Genomic DNA, 25173 nt, shown 5'->3' with positions numbered 1-25173 from the left:
TTTAGAAAAAATATTATACATGCTAAATAAACATAAAGATATTTAACTTAATCAAAAAACACGACAACCAACGAATTATTGCTTTGTCGTGTTTTTTAATGTTCAAACTATATTTTATAAATTTGCAAGAACTCATTATGAAATTTAGTGAGCGCTAAAAAAAACACGGTTATATATGAATTTAACTCAGTAGATTTTACAAATAAACTGTTTAATAAAAAGAACATGATATTAATAGGTATAACTCGTAAGACCTTGATGTCATTAGTTTTACCGTTTGTGAATTTTTTTAGCACAATCAAATTTTCATGTGCTTTTTAGTTTTTGTGCGTTTAATTTTTTAATTGGTAGAATTCCTTCACCACCATTTTAGCAATAACTGTGGCAAATATATAATCTATTGTCGTAGCTAGTAAAAAGCCCCCCTTGGAAGTGAAGTGAACCCAATAACTTTCTGAACAGATTTTTTATTCTGTCCAAGTCATTGGGTTCACTTCATCTTTAATGACCTTTAGTAGGTCTTATTAATTGATACTTAGGTAATAATCAGGTCCCTTTTTCTTAACACCTATAGGGCTGTTAGCCCTCTTGACTACGCCAATTCACCTAACTTGGATAGATTCAAGACATCTGCTAACAGTCAATCGCTTACGCTCTTCCTGCTACCTACTACTAAACACTTTTTCTTTCTTAGGTCCTTAGTAGGAATTATTAAAGGCTCTATATATGTATGCCTCTTGGTCGAACTCCTATTTTCTACCCAAAAGTACCCTAAACGTAGTCATACCAATGGTTTAAGCATATTCCGCCTAAATTAGCACTTTCAAAGGGGGTAGTGTACCCACAATTGTAATATACTTGTAATATTACTGTAATATAACTGGGTAATATTGGACTTAAAAAGCACCTATTATCAGGTGTTCCATACTATTTACCTTATTTCTGAAACTGAAACAATAGCGTCTTTGTTAATATAAAGAAATGCAAAGTTAGATGTATATATTGTAAGGTAATCAGCTACCTCATCTATAGCTATTTCTTTAACCCCTTTGTCTGCTAATTCACCTGCGTCAGGATTAATAGCTATTATTTTTCTTCCATCAACAAGGGTTATTTCTACCGGATAATTTGCCTCCAATTCATAGGTAATTACTGTTTGAATATCTTTCTTATCATTGTCCATGTTATTATTCCTCTTTTCAGGTCCAGTATACTACTTTTCCTTGCCGTCTCCGAAAATTAAATAAGCACCCACCATAAGCCTTACAGCTAAGTAAGAGCCTTATCTACCATTTTCGTCCCAGTCTTCGTATGACTCAAAGTTATGGTCTGGATCTACTGCATCTCTTCCATCCTCAGCTAGTTGATCCGCGCAAAAAGTACATAAATACCCCTCCTGGTCATCAAGTGTCTCTGCTTCCATCTGACTCTTTGGATAATCTGAACCACAATTAATGCAAGTGTACAATTTTTTCATATTAAACCCCATTCACAGCGTAAAATACTATATCTTCTTATTGCTTCGGGTTACTTTTAGTATATCATAGGCATTATCAATCCATTTATCAAAAGCATTAACAAGCAAACTTAACTCTTGCTCATCCTCAAACTTCTTAGGTTGGGTATTCAGCCACCCTATTCTGGTAACAAGCTTTTGGTAATTATCAAAAGATATTCTATCTATATCAGCAGGATTAACCTGTTGCGATTGTTTCAAATCCTGCTCTAAATTAGACATTTTTTGCGCAATTTTTTTTGGTTCATCAAGTGATTTGAGTGTTTTTCCCATACCCAGCAACTCTTGGTATGCATTCTCTATTTTCCCTTTAAAATTATACATTCCCCAGTTAACCATTATGCTACTTTTCCTTTCAGGATTCTACGTACTAATTGCACAACTATATTGTACTCTTATTGCTGTGATACCAAGTATTTTTAAATTTTGATATCATTTATCAAAATCTACTTATCTACATTATATTGTTAGAGCACACTATAATAGCATGTGTAAAGTATAATTATTTTTCTTTGCCCTCTGTATGCCCATATAGGGCTATATAACGCTCTCTAAGTCACACTTTATAATAACCACTAAGGTATTAAAATGCATTAAAAAAGCCCCTACAATTAAGTAGAGGCATTACAATCTTTTATGAATTAAATGCCAGGTATCTTGTTATCAAGTTGATATGTCAGTGTGATATTCTTTGCAATTGGGTATAAATCATCAATATACATGATTGATAACCCGTTCAATATCTTAACAATAATAACATCATTAACGCCATCAAATACTTCTGGCTCTAACTTCTGATAAAATGCTTTAAAATCAGCTAGAGTATACTGGCTAATATCATTCATATTCACCAACTGACTTGTTTTTGCCAGTACATTAGAAAAAGTTTCCTCAGTGCCCCCAAGGTCTTGTATGACAAGCGCTATTGATACTGGTTTTACATACGAATCCCCTAAAAATGTTGCCATTTCCATTAATATTTTACCTTGTAATCTAACATCTCCAAACATTTATATACCTCAAACGAATAAGTTAATAGCTATTTTAATTGCCTCAGCAACATTAGTAGCATCTGATCTAGATACACCTGCATTAATCAAGTTTCTGAAGGTTGCATCAAAAGCTGATTGTGCCGGAACTTCACGCCATTCTAGTAGAGGTTTAAGTCCAGCAGTAACATCATAATAGTATGAATTGAATGTGCTCGTAAGTCAATAGTTAGGACTATCTTGTATCTAGGGCTGAATTGGTTAAGCTACTTTCATTTTTCAATTAACAATACTGATCCTTTCGTTGTTGAACCAATTAATATATTTGGCTACATCCAAAATCAGGTGGGCAATCGACGAAAATCAGAATTGATAGATCATTTTGTGCTTGAATAGTGAATGGACACTTTCAATTTTTACGTTGTCATATGGATGCTCTAACTTAGCATAGGAATGAACTATATTATGGTGCTGAAAAAGGCCTTCAAAGACAAAACGAGTGGGCTGACTTCTCATTCAGTGTGTAAATAAGTTGATCTTTTATTAACTAATAATGCCCTTTGAAGTGTTATAGTCACTAATGCAATGTCCATCGTGGCGTTGATTTGGTATGTTAAAGTATTATAAGTGCGTAAATCTAACACAGAGGCTTAATAGAACTAGACCTACGGACTATTACTTAATTTCAAATAGGTACTATTCATACGCCAAGCATTGACATCACATTGTAAGCGTTAATAATACTTGAATTATGCATTGTTAACGCTTACAATGTGATTAAGGCTAATTTTAACTGACTATTAGGAGAATTATTATGTACAAATACAAAATAATGTCAAATGTGGCATCGCAAAATATTTCTGGTGGTGCTTTGTTAGGAAATATGTGGCACTCTTTTGGTTACACACTGGGTAGAAAAACAAACTGGAATCTTAAGCACCCTCACGCCTCTAATGCCTTAAGTGGAGTAACACAAAGTTATGGATAATGATAGAAAAAATAATTCTAATAAAATATGGCATGTGATTGGTATTGTTGTAACATTTTTAATCGGTCTATGGTTATTTATCCCTGCGCTATTGTCCCTACTTCAAGTATCATCAAATGAGGTGGATTTTTGGATAAATGTCATTGGTCTACTGGTAGGTATATTAACTATTGCTTCTGCAATAAAATCTTTATGGCATATGAAAATCAGTTGATTTTAAAAACACACTCCTATACTTTATTTTGCGGATTGAATAAAAACAGTCCATTTTTTAGTATCTGAGCAATAATTAACGACCGACCAAAATTAAAATATTTAGTTTATCATCTTTAATCATTTATTTCGGTAAACATCGTCACGTTTACTTGTTTTTAAAACAACTACTACAAATTCATCATCAACAATATCAGCTGCAACTCGATATTTACCTACTCGATATTTACCTACTCGATAATGCCACAATGTTTTCAATTCACCCTAAAATGCTTTACCAAGCATTTTAGGGTTTTCTATACCACTAATATGTAACCTAACCAATTAGATATTCGCCGCTGAATTAGTTTATTTAACTTACTAACTTTTTCCCTACGTTACTATCAAATGCCCAACTAGATTTCATAGACCTAATTTTGCTCTGATTTCTTCTGCTGAAACATACTCACGATTTTGAGAATTAATAACTTTCATAGCGTCAGCATAATCTTCATTATCTTGACGTGCCTCTTCAATTAAGTCGGCTATCATACCGGTAACACTCATGGTTATCTCCTTTTATTTCTAATACATTTGTGGTCAATACGTAAAACAGCAGATCAAAATTATGACATCAATATACGCGCCACCCATGTAGAAACTGAGCAAATACTAACAAACACAATTATAAATAGAAATACAATAGCAAATTTCTCAAAAAAATTAGATACTTTATTTCTATATCTTCTTAATTCATCCACTGACTTGCCTTGACTAAAGGCTAATATTTCTGAATATGTTTTTATATCTGCTGATTTTTTTAATGATTCTACTTTGATGCCAAAATAACATGCTGGGACAAGTAATAAGAATGGTATGAATAATAAAATTATCTTATCCGCTAAAAGTATTGGCCCCATTGATACTGCTGTCACTAGAAAAGAAATAACCATAATCCAGGAATATACCGTCATTCTCCGATTACTTTTGTTGTTCTGTAACTCATTTTTCATAACTTGTAAATCTCCCTTGACTAATTCATCTAAGGAAGTACCGAATACCGAACTAAGTAACAACAGACTTTGAATATCTGGATAACTTTTATTTGTTTCCCAATTTGAAATTGTTTGTCTCGAAACAAAAGTTTTTTCTGCCAATTGTTCTTGAGAATAATTAAAAGTCGTGCGATAATTCTTTATTTGTTTACCTAATTCCATTCAATTTCTTCCCCCTCTGTTATATCTACTTTAAAGTTATTCAATTAATTTGTCTGTCAAAGATATTGATATTAGCAGCTTTTATCGTTGTCAAAATATTTTGACAAGTCAGTACATGATTAAAAATCAACTATAACACAGATTTTATGTGGATAAAATAGGAACGGCACGGCGGTGACTATTTCCTATCTGCATTTGTTATATAGAAAAAGCATTTTTAACAGTTTGCTATTAATTAATCTAATAGGCTTATTATGATGACATAATCAATAACTTGACTGTTCCTTGCTCGCCCTAAATTTTTTCACAATACAGTATTCTCTCTCAAATCAAAAGACCGTCTCCTTCCCAGAGCGGCCTTTTGATTTGACTATAAACTACTGTGTACACGTGCTTTTTACTTGAGTTGCTGATCACCAAAACACTAAATATTGACGTAATTGCTAGTATCACAATAAGAATTGCTCTATCGTTTAATTACCAAATTGTTAACAGAAGTGCCATAAATAGTAATGATAAATCGCCATATAGCTTAGCCAATTCTTTATTAGTATCATGACCCATGACCTATCATTTTACTAATAAAATCGTTCAAATGTGATACTTCCTGATATACTTTTAAATTAGATTAACCTACACTATATCAACTTAATTGAATTTTTTTGAAACAATATTTTTTGGATCGATTAATCCAAGAACCACGCACTACAACCAACTAACGTCACTAAATAAACCAATAAATAATTGTCAAATCTATGCAATAATCCAATATACATCAGTAGTGTGATAATAGTCATTGATATGACTATTATCACACTACTAAACCCTATTACTTTTTTCCCTGTTATGATCATAACTATTCCCCCACTATTTTAATAAGCATTATATAGTATATCATTTTTGGATTCATTATAATCTACTTTTTGTTGTTTAAAAGCAGGTGTAAATACAGACTTTTTGGCTACTTCCTAGCAATACCGAAGCTAACTCCACCTGACATTCACATATGAGATTTAACTGTTTTTTCAAGCCAATTCTTTTTCAATTTCTTCAACTATATCGGCAGATCTTCCGAAGACAGATACCGAGCGGTTAAATGCTATCTCTAATTTGTTCATCCCTAAACCATTAGTATCTTGTGCCACTTTATTAACAGCTATAGATTCAGGAAGTACCGCAATAAAATCAGAATTTCTAACTAAGGAAATAGTTAGTTCACTATAGTTATTCTCAAATATTTCAGGGAGGGCAACGTTTAAACGATTAAAAGTTTTAACCACTTGTTGGTGAATGGGGCAATGAGTAGGTAATAATATCAAATTAAATTTTTGAAGATCTATTGCTCTAACAGTCGCACTTTTAATCAAGGGTGACATTTTAGTATTTGATTGTGAATAAACAATATAGTAAGGCTCTTCAAATAGTTTTTTTTGCACATAAGGTCCTACAATGTCATCACCAAACGCAGAATCAATAATAATGGCATCCAATCTTCCTTCGTTAAAAGGCATAATTAAGTCAATGCCTTTGTTCGTTACCTCTAACTTTTGTAATTCGTAAACTTTATTTATAAAAAAATTTGGAAAAATAAAAGAAGAGATACTGTCGAGAACACCTATGGTTAGATTACTAAATGAAAAATTTTTATGATTAATTTCATCGATTGTTCTCGTTAATTCGTTTAGCATTCGTGTAGCAAAAACATAAAACATATGACCGTCATATGTTAAATCTACCCCTTTGGCACTACGATTAAACAGTTGTGCTCCCACGTAATTTTCTAATTGATGAATTTTTTTACTAATGGCCGGTTGCGATAGAAGCAGCACCTTACTACTTTGGTTGATGCTCTTTGTTTCACTGACTTTAATAAATACGTTCAACATGTCAAAGCTTATATTTTCATTTCCAATCATGCCCTATCCCCTCTAAACATATAAATTCATGACCCTATAACATATTTCTATACCCCCCTAGTTTATACTGTTAATTCCAGTATAGCAATATAGATGATATATTTTAAACAAGCCAGAGCGGGTAAATTAATTTATCTGGAAGAATTAAATATCATAAGTTTTAGAAAGAGGAATTGAGATGACTAAAAAATATTTATTAGGAATTATCCTATGTTTAATTGCTGTATTTTCTTGGGGTGGTATGTTCCCTGTAATGGTTCCCGCACTAAAAATTATGGATCCATTTTATATTACACTATTTCGTTATGGCATTGTTGCCATTATCTTTACTATTATTCTGCTATTTGTCGAAGGTAAATCAGCTTTTAAATCTGACGGGCATTTTTTAAAACTATGGCTATTTGGAACATCTGCTTTTGCTGGATTTAGTTTTTTAGTATTCCTTGGACAAAAAACTGCGGGCCCTTCTGGTTCTATTATTGCTTCCGTGATGATGGCAACCCAACCATTGCTTGGCGTATTAGTAGGCTGGGTTTATCGTGGTGTTAAACCTACAATTGTATCTTTAATTTCGATGATTATTGCCGCCGTTGGCGTATTTATGGTCGTTACTAAGGGTGATCTATCCGTTCTATATAAAGGTGATAATACGATATTTGCACTTGTACTCATTTTAGTTGGTGCACTATGCTGGGTAATTTATACGACCGGTGGTGGGGACTTTAAGCAGTGGTCTATTCTACGCTATTCAACATTAACTAGTATTTATGGCGTTCTCTCAGTCATTGTTATTCTGTTTGTCGCTACATTGATGGGCTGGTTATCCGTGCCAAGTTTTGAACAAATATCCGGCGTGAGCGGCGCGTTAATTTACATGATTTCATTTGCTGGTGTCATTGCTGTATTTGCTTGGAATCTTGGTAATCGTATTGTTGGGCCCATTAATGGTATTTTGTTTATGAACTTAGTGCCCATTACTTCATTTGTCATTAGCATTGTAAACGGCTATAAAATATCTGCTTTTGAATTAGCTGGCGTTTCAATCACTATTCTTGCGCTAATTGGTAACAACATTTATAATCGCTTCGCACAATCAAAAGTATTGAAGAGCTAGATTAAAATATCCAAAAGGCTTAAGAGATGTCGATCAAATAACACTCTAATAAATAAACCAGTTTACGATGTTCTATAATCCGTTACTCAGGTATCTGAACAATTCCCAAATCAATCATTGCTTGTGCAGTCGCAATGATTGATTCTGCTGCTGAACGTGGATACCAATTCAACAATTGTTTGGCTTTTTCGTTACTAGTCTCAGCGGTTGTGTTGCAAACTTTGCAACACAACCATATTTACTTATTCTTCAAACTTTTCACCCCAGCTTTTCATTTCTTTAGCTATTTTTCGTAAAGACGTTCCCTTTTCTGTCATACGGTATTCTACCTGAGGGGGATTAGTTGGTATAACTTTTCTTGATAATACACCAATCTTCTCAAACTCATGCAAACGTTGCGCCAATATGCGTGGATTCATGCCATCAATGCTTCTCAAAAGCGAACCGTAATGTAAATTGCCATCAATGATTTCAGACAAAATTTCGAGGGTAAATTTTCCTTTCAAAACATTTAGAGCTTTTCTTGCAGGACAAATTGATTTTGTAATAATCGTTTCATTGCCTGGTTCCATTTTATTCCTCCATTTTGTATAGATACTATACTTTATTTCCCTTCTTGAAAACTTTTTCAGAACTGTTAGACTCATTATATCATATGAGCAAAGAGGGAGACATAAATGGAAACTATCAATTACTTCAAGAATATTGAAGATGTTCTTGGAAATGCAAATGGAAGATATTTTGGAACGGGCTACAAGCAAGTTCATTATCTTCAAAGAGAGAAACAAATCAGTTTTGAGGAAATTAGAGAAGTTTTTGAAATTCACTATCCTACAAATTGGTCAACAAAAGTAGCAGAAATGGCAATTACCCCACATTTTAGTACACTTGATTCTGTCGTTCTGGTTGTTAAACTTGTCACAGATTTTCTTAGAGAACAATTAGCTGTTGAGGAGAACACAATCAATAACGCTTTGATTTCAAAACTCTCTGTTAAAGCAGGCAAGAATTTAGTTGAAAATCTTAAAAACGTGGAAGCTCATCTTGCTTTATCTTCTGATAATGAACTATTTTTTAAAGGAAAAGTAGCTTCATTTTCAGTTGAATTAACAATCAAGTTGTTTGATGACTCAAAACAGATAATTGTTCCAAATGGAGAGGATTACTATTTTTCTGCATTTGAAGCTGAAGAGAATGAAGTCACTGATGTATCAATCATGCCAGATTTAAGTGGTATTTCGGCAAATGTAGATTTTCAATACAACAAGACTTTTTCTGGTGTGGAATCAGCCTATCTTTTGTTACATCAATTACCTTCCATCCTAGATCAAATTATTGTTACTACAGAATTAACAGAAATTTTACATGCCCGATTGGATAATATTCCAAGAGAAAAATCAAAAACTTTGATTATGCAAAAAATCGAATTTTCACGAACTCTTTTGTATGATGTTGATCCTAATGATAACACAATAAAAATTGAAGTACTAAAAACAAAAATGGTGTACTTAGGAAGGAAGTCTTTAAGAACGAGTGATATGATTTCTAAGTTTGGTAATTCGACATTTACTTATTCTGTCGCACAAGAAATATCAGAAACTTTGGAGGAAAACTAATATGAAAATTGCAATTTCAGGTACATATTCAACAGGAAAAACAACGACGACTCTAGCATTGGCTTATTATACTGGCTTGCTAAGTACCCATGCAAAGACAATGCGGGAAATCTTACCCAAAGCCTTACCCGGTAAAAGGTTAGAGGACGCTACAGGTCCTGAACTAGTTCAACTTGGTTTTCGTCGTCTAATGGAACGCGCGGTTCGCGAGTCTCACTTAGAAGATTTTGTGTCAGATGGCTCCTCACTTCATGAATGGGCTTATGGCATGGTCCGAACAGAACTAGGCATGAATCCTAATGAAGAAACAGACAAAGGGAATATTGTTTTAACAGAGGACTTGAAATATCTCAAAGAAATAATGATAAACTTTGGTGCAGTGGCAAAAGATTACGCAAAAGATACCTACGAATCTTTTGTTCATTTACCAGTTGAGTTTCCATTAGTGGCAGATGGACATCGTCCTGTATCCGAGTTATTTAGAAGACGCTCAAATGATTTACTACTGGAGACAATTCAGAAATTGGATATTCCTTACTATGTCGTTGGGGGAACAATTGCAGAGCGTCTAGAAAAGATTACTGAAATTTATCATCTTGAGCCTGTCATGAGTGTGGAAGAAGCGATTAGATTGGCTAAGAAGGAAGCTGAAAAATTCGACATTGTCCAAGAAGGAAGAGAAAATGATAACTAAAAAAGTTCCTAACTGGCTCACACTCATTACCCTTGCTATTGGTTTCATCATGGCAACACTTGATGCTTCTATCATGAATGTTGCAGTTGCAACTGTTCAAAAAGAGCTTTCACTCTCCAGTACGAGCGGGACTTGGATTATTGACAGCTATTTATTGTCTTTTGCTAGTCTTTTATTACTTGGTGGCGTTTTAGCTAATAAATTTGGCAGTAAGCCCATCTATTTAGTGGGAATGTTCTTATTTCTTATTGGTTCAATTTCTGGAGGTTTCTCAGAAAGTGGTGCATGGCTAATTGGTTCACGTTTTTTTCAAGGGGTCGGAGCAGCTTTCTTTATGCCGAGTTCATTGAGCTTACTGGTACTTTCTTTTGAAGACAAGACAGAACGAGCAAAAATGTTAGGCATTTGGTCAGCTGTCGTTTCTATTTCATCAGGAGTTGGTCCGTTTGTCGGTGGAGCACTGATTTATGGATTAGGTTGGCGCAGTATTTTCTTTATTAATGTTCCTCTGGGTATTATCGGCTTAGTTCTTGCTTATTGTTTCGCAATTAATCCTAAATCAGATAGAAGTTTAAAATTAACAGTCTTGCCAAACTTACTCAGCATGATAATGCTTGCCAGTTTTGCTTATACATTGATAGAGGGTGGAACCTACGGGATAGCCTATCCTCCAGCCATAATCAGCTTTATTCTTTTTCTGATTACTTTATTTTTATTTACATCTTATGAGAGAAAATCAGAGTTGCCAATGATACCGCTTGGTTTGATAAAAATTAAAGCCTTTGTTTTTTCAAATTTCACAGCGGTTTTATTGAATTCATCGATGATGGGAGGACTTTTTATCTTCGGACTCTATTTACAGTCTTCCAACCACAGCACAACACTTGAAGCGGGTGCACAGCTCATTCCAATGATGATTGTTTTTATGATTGGGAATATTATTTTTTCACGAACAGTTAAAAAATTTGGTACAGATAAAATGCTTATCTTCGGACTTCTATTGGCAGCTATAGGTACGTTTGTTCTAACTTTCAGTTTACATTTTACTTACCTTGTTTATGCGCTTATCTATGCGATTGCTAATCTAGGCGTAGGAATAGTGGTCCCTGCCATGACAATGGTAGCGATGCAAAGTGCAACGGATAAGTATAGCAATTTTGCAGGTGCAATTTTTAATGTTGCACGGCAGATTGGTTCTTTATTTGGCGTCGCACTACTTGGAGTTATTTTTTACCAATCTTCTAGCCCGGTTATTGGTGCAGAAATTTCTTTTGCCATTATGACCATTTTTTACGTGTTGGGGATTGCGTTCTCCATAATTGGAAGTAAAGAAAAAGGTAAAACAATTGAGTCTTGAAGAATTCTTTTTACCATTAAAAATAAATGCAGAACTTACTTTGAAAAATAGGTTTGTCATGGCTCCAATGACTCGGAATTTAACACCTGAGGCTATTCCTGATGAGGAGTTAGTAGAGTATTTTGCTTCAAGAGCACGAGGAGGGGTTGGACTAATTATCACTGAGCCGATTGCTGTTTCACATCCTTCAGCAAATAAAGATGGATTTTCTCCAGATTTTGCAACAGAAGAAAAAATACAAGGCTGGAAGGCTGTTGTTAGAGCAGTTCATATTGAGGGGGCGAAAATTTTCGCTCAAATTTGGCATATGGGTTGCGATAGAGATGCAACGAAAGCGCCTAATCCTGAAATAAGAAGTGTATCCCCATCTAAATCTGGTGAAGATAATTATGCAACAGTAGAAGAAATTCAAGAAATCATAGATGCGTTTGGCGAAACAGCTAAAATTGTAAAAGAAATTGGTTTTGATGGTGTTGAAATACATGGAGCACATGGCTATTTGATTGATGAGTTTCTTTGGGATAAGACGAATTATCGTACTGATAATTTTGGTGGAAGCATTAAAAATCGTGTTCGTTTTGCTAAAGAAATTGTGGAAATTGTGAGAAAAGCTGTTGGGAGTGATTTTCCTATTGGCTTCAGGATTTCTCAATGGAAGGTTCAAGATTTTAGTGCAAAATTGGCAAAAAATCCTGATGAATTGAAACAAATTGTCACTCCACTTTCAGAAGCTGGAGTGGATATGTTCCACTGCTCGACTCGAAGATTTTGGGAAAATGAGTTTGAAGGATCACCTTTGAATCTTGCAGGCTGGGTAAAAATGATGACAGGAAAAACTACAATTACAGTTGGTTCTGTTGGCTTAACTAGTATGTTCACAGAAAGCTTGTTATCTGGTAAAGGGGCTGATATTACTTCACTTTCAAAACTAGAAAGCAAATTTCGAGATGGTGAATTTGATTTAGTAGCACTTGGTAGAAGTCTTATTGCAAATCCAGACTGGGTTAATAAAGTTCAAGAGAACAATCTTGGAGATTTACAATCATTTGATGCAGAAATGTTAAAATATTTAAAATAGAAGGTCATAGATAATTTTAAATTCTTTGAAAGCAATGTAACTACTGAGTTTGGTTGTGTTGCAAAGTTTCAAAAACACAAATAAGTCTTTACGACTGATCTGATTTTAAGCCACCATACCCAATAAGTTTTTAATCTCCATAAACGGAGAAAAGCCGAATAGATTCCCATCTGTTCGGTGTTTTTTGTATAGTGCATGCATTGTCTCCATGCCTTTAATCGTGGTTGAAGCAGAACGAAGAGATTGATACAATTTATTTCGACGTTTAATTGGTCTGTGATCTTGTTCAATTAAATTATTAAGATACTTGATTGTCCGATGTTCTGTATGGGCGTAATAACCCTCTTTTTGTAGCTTTTTAAAGGCACTTCCAATGGATGGTGCTTTGTGCTTTATCCGTCACAATCACTCTTGGTTCGCCAAACTGCTTGTATAAACGCTTAAAGAAGGCATAAGCGGATGTAGTGTCTCGTCGTTTCCTCAACCAGATATTAAGGTCATACTCATACCTTTGCCATCAATCGCACGATAGAGATAGTGCCACTTTCCTTTGATTTTAATATAGGTTTCATCCATCTTCCACGAATAGAAGGACTTCCTATTCTTTTTCTTCCAGATTTGATAGAGAATTTGACTATATTCTTTCACCCAACGCATAATCGTGGTGTGACTGACATGGATACCACGTTCAGCTAATAGCTCTTGAAATTGGCGATAACTCAAAGGATAACGAAGATAAAGCCCTACAGCGACAATAAATCACCTCTTTTTGGAATTGTTTCCCTTTAAAATGGGCCATCTTCTTTATCTCCTAATCGCTTTTTAAACTATTGTACACTAAAATTAGATTATCAGAAAAACTTTGCAACAGAACCTGTGAGCGCAGGTGTTTATAATATTTGGCGGGAATGGTTGTTAACCAACCAAACTGAACCACTAACCACAATTCATGATTTAATTGCTATTTTACAGCAATCAACTATGAAAGCATTGTTGTCCGAATGACTCAGTATCAGCTGTAAATATTAATAATTTTAGAATAATCACTGATTAAAAGTGGCTAAAATAATTAATCAACAATTTCAGTAGTCGTTCTATGGCATTGCGCCGGTGAACGACCATTGAGGTTGTTTTTTATACGACGATTATTGAAACTGAGAATGAATTCATTAAACAAGTCACCAATCATTCTTCAACTTGCTATTCGATACTTTTCATCTAGTGGATTTTGCCCATCAATTCCTAATAACCAATTGTTAACAATTTTTATTTTTTAATTTAACTATATTAAAACCCGATAACTTGGAAAGAATAAGTATCCAGGTTATCGGGTTCATTTCATATTTTATCTAACAGTGCTGAGTTTTTTTAATGTCCTATCAACCTCTAACTCAGCAACTGACGATGAGTCAAAACAAGTCCTAAAGTAGCTAAAACGACTAGCGTTGTGCAGAGATACATCCCCTGAAAACCAATTAAGCTCACAACAATTCCCCACACCAAAGCACCTAAACCATATGCCACGTCTGTCCCAGATGAAAAAATAGCTGTTGCACGGCCACGCTGTTCTGAAGTCACATCACGTAAAACAACGGCATTCATCAATGGCATTAACAAGGCAAATCCCAAACCATCTAGTGCCCCCGCTAACAATAGTAATTCAATTGTGTCACCAAATGCAATACATATGTAGGCTGCAGCAATCATGACAATCCCAGCTAAAATCAACACAAATGATTTAAAATACAGATACATCCTACCAAACCAAATCCTGGCTAATGCACCTATAACGGCTTGCGCAGTGAAACTCAAACCAACAACAGCTGGCGACAAGTTTTTTTGTTCCCCAAATTGAATCAAAAATGCTGCTACAGCAGCATTTGCAAAAGAAACAATAAAAATCAACAAACTAGGCACCCAGATACTTTGTAATCGAATCAGTGCCTTAAACCCAGTTCTGACTTGTTTTGTTTTTTGAACTTGTGTATGGCCATCATAGCTATCTTTGATGAATAAGGTTAGTAGAAATGCTAGACTAACAAGTAACAAGCTAAAATAAAAAAGTGACTGAAATCCTAAATTTTCAACAATCATCAGCCCAATTGCTGGGCCAATTGCTGCTGGTAAAGTTTGTGAAATACTGAAATATCCTAGTCCAATCGATAATTTTTCTTTTGGTATTTTATCAGCCACTAGTGTCGCTACTGCGGTTGATTGTGTCCCATTACCTATGCCTTGCACCGCGCGTAATATAATTAAACTCACAATGGTGCTCACAAAAATCAACATTGAAAAATCAATCACTAATATGCCTATGCCAATCAATACTAGTTGCTTACGCCCATAACTGTCAATCAATTTGCCAACAGGTATCCGCGCAGCTAACGCCGCTAGTCCCCAAATACCAACAACTAGCCCTGACATCACAGCATTCCCACCTAGTCGTGTGACATATAAAGGTAAAGTACCCATCTGCGTTGTCACAGCTGTCATGACCAAAAAATTAATGACCATTAGCAACATCATATCCTTAGAAAAAAGGCGTGTTGCCTGTCCATTTTCTGACACTTTCTCCGTATCAGTTGTTTCACTAACACATCCTTGTTTAGATTGCATCATGCTTCTACCAGTTCAATATCATCAAAATTTTTACCGGATAAACGTGCCAAAAACTTCTTTGTCCGCTCATCTTGTGGCGTATTAAATATAGCTTGTGGTGTCCCTTCCTCAACCACTATTCCGCCTTCCATATAGAGAACACGGTCTGCTACTTCATAAGCAAATTGCATTTCGTGTGTGACAACAATCATAGTATGACCTTCTTGTGCTAATTCTTTCATAGCCGATAGCACTTCACCAACTAACTCCGGATCCAATGCACTAGTTGGTTCATCAAATAATAACAATTCTGGTTTCATCGCCATGGCACGAGCAATACCCGCACGCTGTTGTTGCCCACCAGACAGCTGCACCGGATAATAATCCGCACGATCAGATAGCCCAACTTTTTCTAACATTGCTAACCCAATCTTGACAGCTTCCTGGTGAGGCGTTTTTTTAACATGGACCAATCCCTCAATGACATTCTGCAGTACAGTCATATTATTGAAAAGTGCATGTCCTTGAAAAACCATTGCTGTTTTCAAAATCAAATCGCGCGTGTTACGACGATCTTTTTTCGTAAAATCCTTGGTCACATCGTTAATTTTAATTTGACCTTTATCAGCCTGTTCCAAGGTGTTTAAACATCTTAAAAAAGTTGTTTTACCCGAACCTGATGGTCCTAGAATGACAATAACCTCACCCTTGTGAAGCGTGAGATCAATACCTTTTAAAATTTCTTTTTGATAAAAAGATTTATGCACGTCTTTAATTTCAATAAAACTCATGGCTAGCCTCCTAGTTCAAAACTATGTTTTCTGACTCACCGTTCATCACAATATCACGTGCATTTTCTAAGGCAGTAATTGCGATGTCACGTACGGCTGCTTGTGTGAAATAAGCAATGTGTGGCGTTATCAAGACATTATCAAATGCCATGAGTGCCTGATAATATGGATTAGCTGTTATTTCAAAAAATTCTTCATCTTCCAGCGCATCAAGTGCCACACCTTTAAATTTCCCTTGCTGTAGATGATCGATTAATGCATTTGTATCGATGATACTACCACGCGCCGTATTAACTAACATGGCATCTTGTTTCATCAAACTCAAATTATCAAAATCAAATAGATGGTGAGTCTTTTCGTTGAGTGGCACATGAATACTAATCACATCACTGGCTGTTAATAATGTTTTAAAATCAACACTTTCAATGCCTAATTGTTCAAGTTCAGGTTTATTCGTACGTGAATGAACCAGCACACGGGCTCCCATGTATTTTAACGTTTTTGCAACTAAACTACCTAACCGACCTGCACCATATATACCAATGGTCAAATCGGTCAATTCTTGTCCAATAAAATCTTTTCTGTGAGCTACTTGCCGTTGATATAAATATATTGGTATATGACGTAGCAACATAACGATCGACATAATGGTAAAGTGCGCCACTGATTCAGGTGAGTAGTTAGGGACATTGGTGATACTAAGATGGTATTTTTCAGCAAAGGTAAAATTAATATTATCATAACCCGTTGATTTAACTGAAATTTGTTTCATCCCATTTTGAACTAGCTGAACATACAAATTTTCATCGGTTAGAAATGCTTTCCCTGGATAAAATACAACAGCATCATAATCACGTGTTAATTCGATGTTGTTGTAATCAATTGATACAGATAGTGTTTTGACTGTGACATTATTGCTTTTAGCCCACTGATCAATGAAGCTTTTTTCTATATCTGCTACATTATAGAAAAGTATTTTCATATACAATTTCTCCCTACTTCAAAATACCATTTACTGTTTTACTTTAGCAACGGCTGCTGCTTGTGCAATGCGTTGAATGCCCGTTTCAATTTCTTCTACCGATGGCAGTGTGAAATTCAACCTAAAATAACGTTCATAGCCCTGGCCAGCTGCGCTCATAACATTACCAGGAATAACACCTACATGGCGCTGATCTAATGCATCATAGAAAGCGTTTGAATCTATATCATCATTGAGTTTAACAGAAATGAAGTAACCACCATCAGGTACAACAAAAGTCATATCTTTTGTCGCATACTTTCGCAATGCACCAACCATGGCATCTGCCTTAACCTTATATAATTGGCGCAAATAAGCAATATGTTCATTAAAATCATAGTCATCAATTAACTGACTAGCAAGATACTGCCAGTATAGATTAGCAAACGAGTCAGCCACCTGCTTCACCAATACTAATTTATCAAATACTGCCTTTGGTGCCAGCAGGTAGCCTAGTCGTGACCCAGGTGCTAAAATTTTTGAAAAAGACCCCGCATAAATCACAATTCCTGTGGTATCCAACGACTTGATTTTAGGAATTGATTCGATGTCTGAATAAAGCAAATCACCGTATGGATCATCTTCATAAATCATGACCTGATGTTTCTGACAAATATCGTAAACCTCTTGTCGCTTCTCCAAAGACATTGATGTCCCAATTGGATTTTGAAAGGTTGGAATCAAATAAAGTAACTTAATTCGATGTGCCGTGTCAGCAGATAATGTTGCTTCTAAAGCCTCAGTATCAATGCAGCCGCTAGTCATGTCAAATGGTAGTCCTTGTGCATGGCCACCATAAGACTTAATTGCATTGACAGCACCAATAAATGTTTGTTCTTCAGTGAGTACTGTATCCCCCTCGTTAACAAATATTTTAAATACCAAATCCATCCCCTGAGTTGATCCAGACGTGATTAGGATATCATTAGAAACAACATCTAAATTTTGGTATTGATGTAAGCGCGACTTAAGTTGTTCTCGGAGTTTCGGAATACCTTCAGTCTCACCATACTGCATAAATTCAACTGCATGCTGACGATAAATCTTATCAGAAAGTTTGGCCAGTTTTTCGATTGGAAAAGCTTGATTACTTGGATAACCATAGGTTAATTTAATATAATCATCAGCCGTTTGAACATGCTTAGCCTGTTCGCGCAGAGGGCTTGGGATTAAATTAGACACGCGTGATGCAAACGAATAACGCAATTCTGACATATAACAAATCTCCTTCTAATAAACAATAGATTAATTGACAGTGAAACGGTTCAAAAATGATTTCGTACGCGCTTCTTGTGGGCTTTCAAATATTTGTTGCGGGGTACCCTCTTCCACAATGACACCATCAGCCATAAAAATAACACGATTACTGACCTCATAAGCAAACTGCATTTCATGTGTCACAACAATCATGGCAACACCAGCATCTTTAACTGCTTTCATAACTTTAAGCACTTCGCCGACTAATTCCGGATCCAGCGCAGCGGTTGGTTCATCGAATAATAGTACTGTAGGATGAACAGCTAAGGCACGCGCAATTCCTATTCGCTGCTTTTGACCACCAGAAAGTTGTGAAGGGTAATAATCACCATGATCTGGTAAACCAATAACCCGTAATAGTTCTTCTGCACGTGCTTCGGCTTGCTGAGTACTGTAACCATGTACAATGACCATCGGCTCCATGATATTTTGCTTTGCTGTTTTGTTTAAGAATAAGGCATAATTCTGAAACACCATCCCCATACTTCGACGTAACTGTAACACATCATTTGCACTCGCCTGTCCAAAAACCACTTCGTGATCATTAACCGTAATAGAGCCCGAATCTGCTTCTTCCAAAAAATTCAAACACCGTAGAAAAGTTGTTTTTCCTGAACCTGAAGGGCCCAAAATTGTAACTACTTCCCCCTCATTGAGTGATAGGCTGACACCTTTAATGACTTCATTATCGTTAAAACTTTTGTGGACATCTTTAACTTCAATCATGATCAAGACCTCTTTATTTTCTTGTCCATACGCACTTCTAGAAATACTGCCCCGCGTTCAATCACGATAGTCATCATCCAGTAAATTAACGCCGCTGCAATGTAAGCTTCGAAATACTTATAGTTTGAACTGGCAGCTTGCGTGGCGGCCGAAAAAATTTCAACAACTGACACTAATGAGGCAATGGCTGTCCCTTTAATCAAATTAATAAACATATTAATGATCATCGGTAATGCTACAGGCATCGTCTGAGGTATCAAAACACGACGAATCGTTTGTAATTGGGTCATGCCCAAAGAACGTGCAGCATCAAATTGTACCTGTTTAACTGATTCAAATGCACCTCGGAATGCTTCACTCAATCCGACTGTAGCCATTAAAGATAGGCCAATAATAGCTAAAACGCTCATTGGTAAATCACCATATCGGACATGCCAACCAACTGCTTTAGCAAAATGGTTGAAATTTTGAGATGTGATCAAAAAGATAACCAAAAATACCAAAATAAGAGGAACACCTTTTAAAATCGTAATCACAATTGAAAATAACTGTGACAAACCCGGCACTTTATAATATCTGACTAGTGCCACCACCAATCCCAACATGCCACCAATAATCAAACTAACTACTGCCATGTATATTGTGATCGGTACATAACGAATAATTTGTCCCATAACTTGAAATATAAAGCCTATATCAAAGTTCATCTGAAACCTCCGTTAATCCTTCGGTACGTAATCGCCCTTAAGCCATTGATTACTTAACTTTTTAAGTGTCCCATCCGCTTTTAATTCTGCCATTGCTTTGTTAACAGCTTTGATGAACTTAGGATCCGCTTTCTTATTAAACAATGGGTAGGCGTTAGAATGGTTAACTGCTTTACCATAAACCAAGTTTGTTTTGAACTGACGGTTCAATAAATCAATTGAATACTTTGGCGCAGGATAAACATTAAACTGACCTGAGTTTAATCCTTGTGCCACCTGTTCCATCGTATAGGTACCGCGTACAACAGAATAAGCATCAGCATTTTTCTTTAAATAGGCATCTGTTAAAGTTGCTTGGTTGGTAGAATTAGTCACATACAATTTTTTACCTTTAGCATCGGCAAATGAATCTAGCACACCAGCAGATTTTTTAGTAGCTAATAAGGTATCCCAGACAGTATAACCAACTGTACCAAATTTAAAGTTCTCTTTACGTTCGGCATTTTGTTCAACTTGATACATCGCCATCGTTGTTTTACCGGCCTTTAAATTAGTAATCATCGTTGGGAAATCAGACAATGTTAACTTGAATTTATACTGTGGTAACTTTTTATCAATTGCCTGAAGTAATGCAATATCCATACCAGCCGGCTTACCATCTTTATCTAAGTAAGCAAAGGGTTGCCCATCGTTTCCTGAACCGACCTTAATGATTTGCACTTTAGAAGACGACTGAGTGCTTGTTCCTGTGTGGCGAAAAAACATAACGCCAATAATAGCAATGATAACGACTCCTAGACCAATCCATAATCCTTTATGACTGCGTGTTTTATCTTTCATAATAATTCTCCCTATACTAACTCTCTTCTTAAACTTAATTACAGTGTGTTCTGTTTAACTCGTTTTTGGCGCTTCAATGACAGGTATGACTGGATTAGTGGCTACAATTGGCATCTGACGAGAAGAATAGTTACTTCGCTTCTCAATCCAACGGAATAATCTTTCCAAAATGAAACTTAAAATGACAAATATAATCATGGCACTAATGTAAGCCTCTACAGTATGAAATGTTGCAGTACCCAAAGCTTTAGCCTTTCCAACAACATCTATCACACCAATTGTGAACGCCAGTGATGTATCTTGTAGTAAAGATATCACCATTGTCGCAAAGCTTGGCATGGCAATAATTACTGCTTGAGGGAAAATAATTTTAAAGTACATTTGCCTCTTGGTGTAGCCTGAAGTTAAAGCTGCTTCACGTTGTGTGGCAGGAACACTTTCTAATGCTGCACGAATAATTTCCGATAGAAATGCTGCCATATTTAAGCCATAGGTGATAAATAGATAGACGAGCGCGTTAACATCGTCTGCATCAATACCAACATAACCTAGGAAAAACGGTAACCCGTAATAAACCAAAAACATTTGTATCAAAATTGGTGTGCCACGGATAAACGAGGTAAAGACTGCCGCAATTTGCTTCAAAAATGGCGTGTTCTCCATTTTGACATATGCGATTCCGGCACCAACAATCACACCAATTATTGTTGATACCAGTGTTAGTAGTAATGTCACTGGCAAAGCAGATAGTACATCAGGAAAATACTGCCAGATAAGGTGTGGTTGAAAAAAACTATTCATAAAACGCCTCCTACTGCATCAATGAAGATATTATGAAAAATAACTAATCATTTCTAATTATACTGATTATGTTTATATAGCTATTAACCGGTTAAATAACAATAAAGCAATTACAACATTAACTAGAGATTAAAAATAATCATACACGAAATAAACACAATAAACAATAATTACGTTAAATTTGTTCACATTGCACAAATTAAGCAGTTTCAACTTGGTCAATTTTAAGTGTCATCATTGTAATAATTTCTACATCAAAAGCAAGAACACAGTGATTATTTTAGTTAAATAAACGATTAAAAAATAAAAACCAATCATTTGGACATGGATTTGTCCAAATGATTGGTTTAGTTTAACTTAATATTTATCAAAATAATGCCTACTTTTTTTCGACATTTTCTTTTAATTTTTGTATATAGCGTTTACCCATTTTTGTTTTAGTTAAATACATATAATACAGAAAATAAATTATTCCAGCAACACAAATAGATAATATTATCGCCAAAAAAATATTTAACGATCTATTTTTAAAAAAAGCTGTTGCCATTAAAATAAACGATATTAGCGCTATATTTGTAGCACGATATTTCGGTAAGTAAATTTTTTTTGCTTTTTTCATTAATACATTTTCCCTTGTTATAAATGGCAAATTGTCAGAATTAACCAAGCACTTAACTGGTCGAAAACAAGCCTTTCAGCAATTTCAGTAAAACTGGTGTTTTTTAGTTTGAATAAGCTGTATTGTGTTAAGGATTAAAACGTCTGGCCCCAACCCATAATAAGCCCGCCTCCGAAATTTTTACTTTGAAATTCATGACTATTAATTTTTAGATAAAGTGTGCCAACGTTCTTAGAAAGTTTCTGGCTTACGGCTAAAGGTGTTAATTCTCCTCTGAGGTCTGAAATGATCCTAGGAAAGGATGATTTTTTTTCTAGTTCTTTTTTAGCATGACTTAAAATTTCTCGTTCGTCCTGACTAATATTATCTGCTAATAACTTATTGATATCAGATAGAATATTGTTTTCTTTCATATCAAGAACCAATCCTTTCATTTCTACGGAACCCTAATCCTTCTGCATCTACACTCCATTATAACTCTGCCACCACAGCCTGAAGAGGACTTTTTGTTACTGTATAATAAATAAAATTATTTCATACTACCTAAAAGGCAAATTAACTTATGATTTCTAATAATTAGTTTACTTCTTACTTGATAAATTTAAGATACTGCCTTGCCCATAAAAACATGTCCTTAACTTGAATTTCTTTTTTATTTGATACACAAACTTAAAATAAAGTTAGTATGAATTGTAAAATCATTAATGATATGAACACACTATTTAATGCTTCGATCAAGCAACCCTATCAATAAAACATTCAAAAAAGAAACAAGTTATGATAGTGATGTTAAGTATAACAGAAACTTTTTCCCTCCATTTTGGTATCCTATACCCGTTTTCAGGACGTATAATTGAAAACACAGGATCAACATTTAAAACGTCGACTATTTCTGATTTACTGCTGTTTGAAGTAATTATGAGCATGATGAGCTGATACCCACTAAGATATGCCAGCTGTGTATCAGCTCATATTTTAAAATCTTTAAAAAATTACCTTTACAGTGTTCAAAAAATAGAAGGGTATTATTATAATTTTTCAGTATATTTATCAACTCGTTTTTTCCCAATACTCGTATATGATAAAAAAAGCATGTCTAAAATATATAAAATTACAGCACTAATAAAAAGAAAGCCAGCCAATACCAGAAACATTTGGATAGAAATGGCTACAGCCATATTTGGCAGTATCGCTGCCACGAATATGGCTGTATCTCTTACAGCAACTTTACTAATTAGGGTTTTTCTTATAATCATCAATAACACCTTTCAAATGTGAGCCCTCATAATCACGTTCATCAACTTGCGGTATGTCATTAATTTTTTTGATAAACATTTATCAATCCCTAATTATAGTTTACCAAATTGCAATCCCTAATTTTTCACATATTTACCCATTATTTGCGCTGAAATATGTTAGTGACTTTTGTTGTTTATTGTGGTAAAAACAGCTTTGATAACATGTTCATGAATATAAAAAAATATTTGTTAACACTGTCATTCGTGCTAACAAATATTTTTTTCAATTTAATTAATCTGTTTAATTGAGACAACTGAAAAAATGATTCTTATCATTGACAATACTAGGAAAATGATGCTTCCTATAAAAAGTGGTGCACTTATTGGCCTTTGTAGTATAAGCACTGATAATATAACTGCTATAATACCAAAGTATATATCATGTTTTTTATAAAAATTACGATCTATTACGATTTTTTTCATTTTTCCCCACTACCCTTTATTTCTGACATACTGTGAACATACGGTCAGTACAATGTTAATATTACCATAACACCCTTAATTTTTAGTTGCCATAATGGCACTTCATCAGATGCTTTAACTATGCTAAACTAATGATATGAAATCTAAAAAAAAATTACTATTCCTAATTTTGTCACTCTGGATTGGCAGTGATTTACTCACTATTGGCTTTGAAAATCTGTTAGCCCATTTCACACATCTACCTGATAATTCAATAATTATACTGAACTCCCTATCCATTACTAGCATATTATACTTAGTTAATCGCAAATACAAAGTAGTCAAAATATTTATTATTCCTGCACATGATACTTGGCTAGATAAATTAGTTTATGTTATTCCTATCATGTTATATGCTGTACGCGCGTTGCTCCCTCTTCTTTATGATCCTGCCATTTGGAAAATGATTGTTCACCACTTGCCTCATTCTCTTATGCTTGTATTGGCTATGATTACAGCTGTTTTTTTTGAGGAATATCTCTCCCGTGGCCTAATTTTTGGAGCGCTACTTGTCTACTTTAAGCATCATAAATGGCGTGTACAGCTTAGTATATTATTATCCTCCTTGACATTTTCATTATCACACGCGATGAATTTGTTTAATCAAAACGCTATGCAAGCACTTAACCAGATGATTTATACTTTTGCTTTTGGATGTCTAGTAAGTATGCTGTATATCCGGTCAGGTAGCCTATTAATACCATTTTTAGCGCATTGCTTACTCAATTTGCCGTCATTTTTATATAGCTCGTCACCTCTTGCAACAGCGCCTGTCACACTCAAAACCATACTCATGCAAATCTTTATGTTAAGCATTTTCCTAGTCTATACCTTTATTTTTATCAATAATGACGAAAAAAGGCATTATCAATTTTAGTCATATTGCGATACATAAGCAATGATTGACGATTTTATGATAGTTAAACCAACTATTTTTACTAAAATATAAAACAATCATCACAGAAAAAGCGCTTCAACCTATATATTTCATAGGTGAAACGCTTTTTTATTTTGGTTAATATGGTTCTGAACATGACACGTTAAATCATTGTAAAGTCAAAACTTATCCCTTTAATATTTAGGTTCACATTGTTTTACTACTTTTTTCTCTCAGACAACCACAAATCAAAGGCTGCGAGCGTAGCAATCATCACAGAAAAATAATTTAATTGCAATAACGTTAACCCTAAACCTAAAAAGAGCAGTGAATATGACAAATAAGTTGCATTAAATCCGAAAGGGTTAACTTTCAACCCTTTTATAAGTATGTCTACAAAAACGGCAGTTGTTACTATAGCAATTATAATCTGCAATATTAAGTTAATTATCTGAATCATTGGATTCTCCCTAACTGTGTTAAAAATTAGATCTAAAAT

At 34.8% G+C, this 25173-nt stretch carries 27 protein-coding genes and 3 pseudogenes; 8 read left to right on the top strand and 22 right to left on the bottom strand.

Annotation, left to right across the window (positions count from 1 at the left end; all coding sequences use genetic code 11):
• Nucleotides 1-931: 931 nt before the first annotated feature.
• From LEGAS_RS00340 to LEGAS_RS10340, 4 genes and pseudogenes are all read right to left on the bottom strand, one after another.
• Nucleotides 932-1183, bottom strand: a complete 252-nt coding sequence (locus LEGAS_RS00340) for a hypothetical protein (RefSeq protein ID WP_010388152.1) — start codon at nucleotides 1181-1183, stop codon at nucleotides 932-934.
• Nucleotides 1184-1504: 321 nt separating this feature from the next.
• The gene (locus LEGAS_RS00330; RefSeq protein WP_013231098.1) at nucleotides 1505-1855 is read right to left on the bottom strand and encodes a hypothetical protein; all 351 of its coding nucleotides are present in this window, start codon (nucleotides 1853-1855) and stop codon (nucleotides 1505-1507) included.
• A 302-nt stretch (nucleotides 1856-2157) separates the two neighbouring features.
• A complete protein-coding gene (locus LEGAS_RS00325; protein WP_010388144.1) occupies nucleotides 2158-2526 on the bottom strand; it encodes a hypothetical protein in 369 nt (122 codons plus the stop codon).
• A 258-nt stretch (nucleotides 2527-2784) separates the two neighbouring features.
• A pseudogene (locus LEGAS_RS10340) lies at nucleotides 2785-2862 on the bottom strand (hypothetical protein); the annotation flags it as partial.
• 457 nt (nucleotides 2863-3319) lie between these two features.
• On the opposite strand from LEGAS_RS10340, the gene LEGAS_RS09950 reads away from it, so the two are divergent.
• A complete protein-coding gene (locus LEGAS_RS09950; protein WP_010388143.1) occupies nucleotides 3320-3493 on the top strand; it encodes a hypothetical protein in 174 nt (57 codons plus the stop codon).
• Nucleotides 3486-3707: a hypothetical protein gene (locus LEGAS_RS00320; RefSeq protein WP_010388141.1), complete on the top strand. Its 222-nt coding sequence runs from the start codon at nucleotides 3486-3488 to the stop codon at nucleotides 3705-3707. Before LEGAS_RS09950 ends, LEGAS_RS00320 begins: the two co-directional genes overlap by 8 nt.
• A gap of 401 nt (nucleotides 3708-4108) precedes the next feature.
• Here the strand turns inward: LEGAS_RS00320 and LEGAS_RS09985 are convergent, their stop codons facing one another.
• From LEGAS_RS09985 to LEGAS_RS00310, 3 genes are all read right to left on the bottom strand, one after another.
• Complete coding sequence (locus LEGAS_RS09985) at nucleotides 4109-4252, bottom strand: hypothetical protein (protein WP_010388138.1); 144 nt, start codon at nucleotides 4250-4252, stop codon at nucleotides 4109-4111.
• 59 nt (nucleotides 4253-4311) lie between these two features.
• Nucleotides 4312-4902 carry a helix-turn-helix domain-containing protein gene (locus LEGAS_RS00315; protein ID WP_010388136.1) on the bottom strand — a complete coding sequence of 197 codons (591 nt, stop codon included), beginning with the start codon at nucleotides 4900-4902 and terminating at the stop codon, nucleotides 4312-4314.
• Nucleotides 4903-5927: 1025 nt separating this feature from the next.
• Nucleotides 5928-6818: a LysR family transcriptional regulator gene (locus tag LEGAS_RS00310; RefSeq protein ID WP_010388133.1), complete on the bottom strand. Its 891-nt coding sequence runs from the start codon at nucleotides 6816-6818 to the stop codon at nucleotides 5928-5930.
• Nucleotides 6819-6996: 178 nt separating this feature from the next.
• On the opposite strand from LEGAS_RS00310, the gene LEGAS_RS00305 reads away from it, so the two are divergent.
• Nucleotides 6997-7932 carry a DMT family transporter gene (locus tag LEGAS_RS00305; RefSeq protein ID WP_010388132.1) on the top strand — a complete coding sequence of 312 codons (936 nt, stop codon included), beginning with the start codon at nucleotides 6997-6999 and terminating at the stop codon, nucleotides 7930-7932.
• Between the two features lie 82 nt (nucleotides 7933-8014).
• Here LEGAS_RS00305 and LEGAS_RS10280 read toward each other — a convergent pair.
• Nucleotides 8015-8143, bottom strand: a pseudogene (locus LEGAS_RS10280) (aldehyde reductase); the annotation flags it as partial.
• Between the two features lie 31 nt (nucleotides 8144-8174).
• Complete coding sequence (locus LEGAS_RS00300; protein WP_010388126.1) at nucleotides 8175-8504, bottom strand: winged helix-turn-helix transcriptional regulator; 330 nt, start codon at nucleotides 8502-8504, stop codon at nucleotides 8175-8177.
• A 105-nt stretch (nucleotides 8505-8609) separates the two neighbouring features.
• On the opposite strand from LEGAS_RS00300, the gene LEGAS_RS00295 reads away from it, so the two are divergent.
• The 4 genes from LEGAS_RS00295 to LEGAS_RS00280 are packed head-to-tail and all read left to right on the top strand — an operon-like array spanning nucleotide 8610 to nucleotide 12677.
• Nucleotides 8610-9548, top strand: coding sequence for an AvrD family protein (locus LEGAS_RS00295; RefSeq protein WP_010388124.1), 939 nt, complete (start codon nucleotides 8610-8612; stop codon nucleotides 9546-9548).
• Between the two features lies 1 nt (nucleotide 9549).
• The gene (locus tag LEGAS_RS00290; RefSeq protein ID WP_010388123.1) at nucleotides 9550-10242 is read left to right on the top strand and encodes an AAA family ATPase; all 693 of its coding nucleotides are present in this window, start codon (nucleotides 9550-9552) and stop codon (nucleotides 10240-10242) included.
• Nucleotides 10232-11599: an MFS transporter gene (locus tag LEGAS_RS00285; protein ID WP_010388120.1), complete on the top strand. Its 1368-nt coding sequence runs from the start codon at nucleotides 10232-10234 to the stop codon at nucleotides 11597-11599. The genes LEGAS_RS00290 and LEGAS_RS00285 overlap by 11 nt, the downstream gene beginning before the upstream one ends.
• Nucleotides 11589-12677: an NADH:flavin oxidoreductase gene (locus LEGAS_RS00280; RefSeq protein ID WP_013231095.1), complete on the top strand. Its 1089-nt coding sequence runs from the start codon at nucleotides 11589-11591 to the stop codon at nucleotides 12675-12677. Before LEGAS_RS00285 ends, LEGAS_RS00280 begins: the two co-directional genes overlap by 11 nt.
• A 105-nt stretch (nucleotides 12678-12782) precedes the next feature.
• Here the strand turns inward: LEGAS_RS00280 and LEGAS_RS00275 are convergent.
• The 12 genes and pseudogenes from LEGAS_RS00275 to LEGAS_RS00220 form a co-directional block, all read right to left on the bottom strand.
• Nucleotides 12783-13476: pseudogene (locus LEGAS_RS00275) on the bottom strand (IS6 family transposase).
• A 587-nt stretch (nucleotides 13477-14063) separates the two neighbouring features.
• Nucleotides 14064-15293, bottom strand: a complete 1230-nt coding sequence (locus LEGAS_RS00270) for an MFS transporter (RefSeq protein WP_010388112.1) — start codon at nucleotides 15291-15293, stop codon at nucleotides 14064-14066.
• Nucleotides 15293-16066 (bottom strand): amino acid ABC transporter ATP-binding protein, encoded by a 774-nt coding sequence (locus LEGAS_RS00265; RefSeq protein ID WP_010388110.1) that lies wholly within the window; start codon nucleotides 16064-16066, stop codon nucleotides 15293-15295. The genes LEGAS_RS00270 and LEGAS_RS00265 overlap by 1 nt, the downstream gene beginning before the upstream one ends.
• Before the next feature lie 10 nt (nucleotides 16067-16076).
• Complete coding sequence (locus tag LEGAS_RS00260) at nucleotides 16077-17048, bottom strand: NAD(P)-dependent oxidoreductase (RefSeq protein ID WP_013231093.1); 972 nt, start codon at nucleotides 17046-17048, stop codon at nucleotides 16077-16079.
• A 30-nt stretch (nucleotides 17049-17078) separates the two neighbouring features.
• Entirely contained in the window at nucleotides 17079-18302 is a 1224-nt protein-coding gene (locus tag LEGAS_RS00255) for an aminotransferase-like domain-containing protein (protein WP_010388105.1), read from the bottom strand.
• 30 nt (nucleotides 18303-18332) lie between these two features.
• Complete coding sequence (locus LEGAS_RS00250) at nucleotides 18333-19070, bottom strand: amino acid ABC transporter ATP-binding protein (RefSeq protein WP_010388103.1); 738 nt, start codon at nucleotides 19068-19070, stop codon at nucleotides 18333-18335.
• Nucleotides 19071-19072: 2 nt separating this feature from the next.
• A complete protein-coding gene (locus LEGAS_RS00245; RefSeq protein ID WP_010388102.1) occupies nucleotides 19073-19777 on the bottom strand; it encodes an amino acid ABC transporter permease in 705 nt (234 codons plus the stop codon).
• A gap of 12 nt (nucleotides 19778-19789) precedes the next feature.
• Nucleotides 19790-20617, bottom strand: coding sequence for a transporter substrate-binding domain-containing protein (locus LEGAS_RS00240; protein ID WP_013231092.1), 828 nt, complete (start codon nucleotides 20615-20617; stop codon nucleotides 19790-19792).
• 54 nt (nucleotides 20618-20671) lie between these two features.
• Nucleotides 20672-21418: an amino acid ABC transporter permease gene (locus LEGAS_RS00235; RefSeq protein ID WP_010388100.1), complete on the bottom strand. Its 747-nt coding sequence runs from the start codon at nucleotides 21416-21418 to the stop codon at nucleotides 20672-20674.
• Nucleotides 21419-21797: 379 nt separating this feature from the next.
• On the bottom strand, nucleotides 21798-22037 hold the full coding sequence (locus LEGAS_RS00230; RefSeq protein ID WP_013231091.1) for a hypothetical protein: 240 nt from the start codon (nucleotides 22035-22037) through the stop codon (nucleotides 21798-21800).
• Nucleotides 22038-22171: 134 nt separating this feature from the next.
• Nucleotides 22172-22450: a bacteriocin immunity family protein gene (locus tag LEGAS_RS00225; protein WP_013231090.1), complete on the bottom strand. Its 279-nt coding sequence runs from the start codon at nucleotides 22448-22450 to the stop codon at nucleotides 22172-22174.
• Nucleotides 22451-23065: 615 nt separating this feature from the next.
• A complete protein-coding gene (locus LEGAS_RS00220; protein WP_010388096.1) occupies nucleotides 23066-23293 on the bottom strand; it encodes a hypothetical protein in 228 nt (75 codons plus the stop codon).
• 601 nt (nucleotides 23294-23894) lie between these two features.
• On the opposite strand from LEGAS_RS00220, the gene LEGAS_RS00210 reads away from it, so the two are divergent.
• Nucleotides 23895-24674, top strand: a complete 780-nt coding sequence (locus LEGAS_RS00210; protein ID WP_013231088.1) for a CPBP family intramembrane glutamic endopeptidase — start codon at nucleotides 23895-23897, stop codon at nucleotides 24672-24674.
• Nucleotides 24675-24894: 220 nt separating this feature from the next.
• On the opposite strand, the gene LEGAS_RS00205 is transcribed toward LEGAS_RS00210, so the two are convergent.
• Complete coding sequence (locus tag LEGAS_RS00205; protein ID WP_010388088.1) at nucleotides 24895-25134, bottom strand: hypothetical protein; 240 nt, start codon at nucleotides 25132-25134, stop codon at nucleotides 24895-24897.
• Nucleotides 25135-25173: the final 39 nt, after the last annotated feature.

Origin of the sequence: Leuconostoc gasicomitatum LMG 18811, from assembly GCF_000196855.1 — a bacterium.
In the GTDB taxonomy this organism is placed as follows: Bacteria; Bacillota; Bacilli; order Lactobacillales; family Lactobacillaceae; genus Leuconostoc; species Leuconostoc gasicomitatum.
Note: the sequence above shows the minus strand (reverse complement) of the source record. Positions and strands in the feature narration are given on the sequence as shown.